Origin of the sequence: Streptomyces sp. NRRL B-24572, from assembly GCF_002156145.1 — a bacterium.
GTDB lineage: Bacteria > Actinomycetota > Actinomycetes > Streptomycetales > Streptomycetaceae > Streptomyces > Streptomyces vietnamensis.
In genome coordinates this window covers 1-898 of sequence record NZ_MWIG01001222.1, presented here as the reverse complement: position 1 = coordinate 898, position 898 = coordinate 1, and the positions used below count along the sequence as shown (strand labels likewise).

1 protein-coding gene is annotated in these 898 nt (G+C 76.5%); it reads left to right on the top strand.

Translation table 11 applies throughout. The features are described 5' to 3' along the window. Positions 1–898: ComEC/Rec2 family competence protein (locus tag CCN56_RS41435; RefSeq protein ID WP_143664864.1), on the top strand; the 898-nt coding region annotated here is incomplete at both ends.

Here is an 898-nt window from a genome sequence, read left to right as displayed (position 1 = left end):
ACGGCGCTGATGGTCCTCGGGGCGCGCAGGCTGCCGTACCGGGGTGCGGTCGGCGTGACCGTCGCCGCGGTGCTCCTGCTCGTGGTGGTGCGGCCGGCGCCGCTGGCCCGGTGGGTCACGGGGTGGCCGCCGCCGGGCTGGGTGTTTGCGATGTGCCAGGTGGGGCAGGGGGACGCGACGGTGCTCGCGGCGGGTGGGGACTCCGCCGTCGTGGTGGACGCGGGCCCCGACCCCGTACCGGTGGACCGCTGTCTGCGTGAACTCGGGGTGCGGCGGGTGCCGTTGCTGGTGCTCACCCACTTCCACACGGACCATGTGGCCGGGCTTCCGGGCGTGCTGCGGGGGAGGTCGGTGGGGGCGATCCAGACCACGGGGCTCGAAGAGCCGCCTGCCCAGGCCGCGTTCGTGCGGCGGACGGCGGCCGCTGCCGGGGTGCCGCTGATCCGTGCGGGCCCGGGTGAGCGGCGGAGGGTCGGGGCTCTGGAGTGGCGGGTGCTCTGGCCGTGGGCCGGGACGGCGGAGTTCCCGGTCTCCGGTGGGCCTCCGGGCTCGGGGGAGTCCGGAGGCGGGCCCAACGACGCCAGCGTGGCGATGCTCGTCCGTGCCGCCGGAGGGCTGAGTCTGCTGCTGCTCGGGGACCTCGAACCGCCGGCCCAGCGGGCGTTGTCGCGGGTCCATCCGGAGCTGGGGCCGGTGGACGTGCTCAAGGTCGCCCATCACGGTTCCGCGCACCAGGACCCGGGCCTGATGCGGGTGGTGCGGCCGAGGCTCGCGCTGGTGTCCACGGGCCGCGACAACCCGTACGGACACCCCTCGGCCCGGACCATCGAGGCGCTGCGGGAGGGCGGCGCGCGGGTGCTGCGGACCGATCGGGACGGGGCCATCGCGGTGGTGGGGG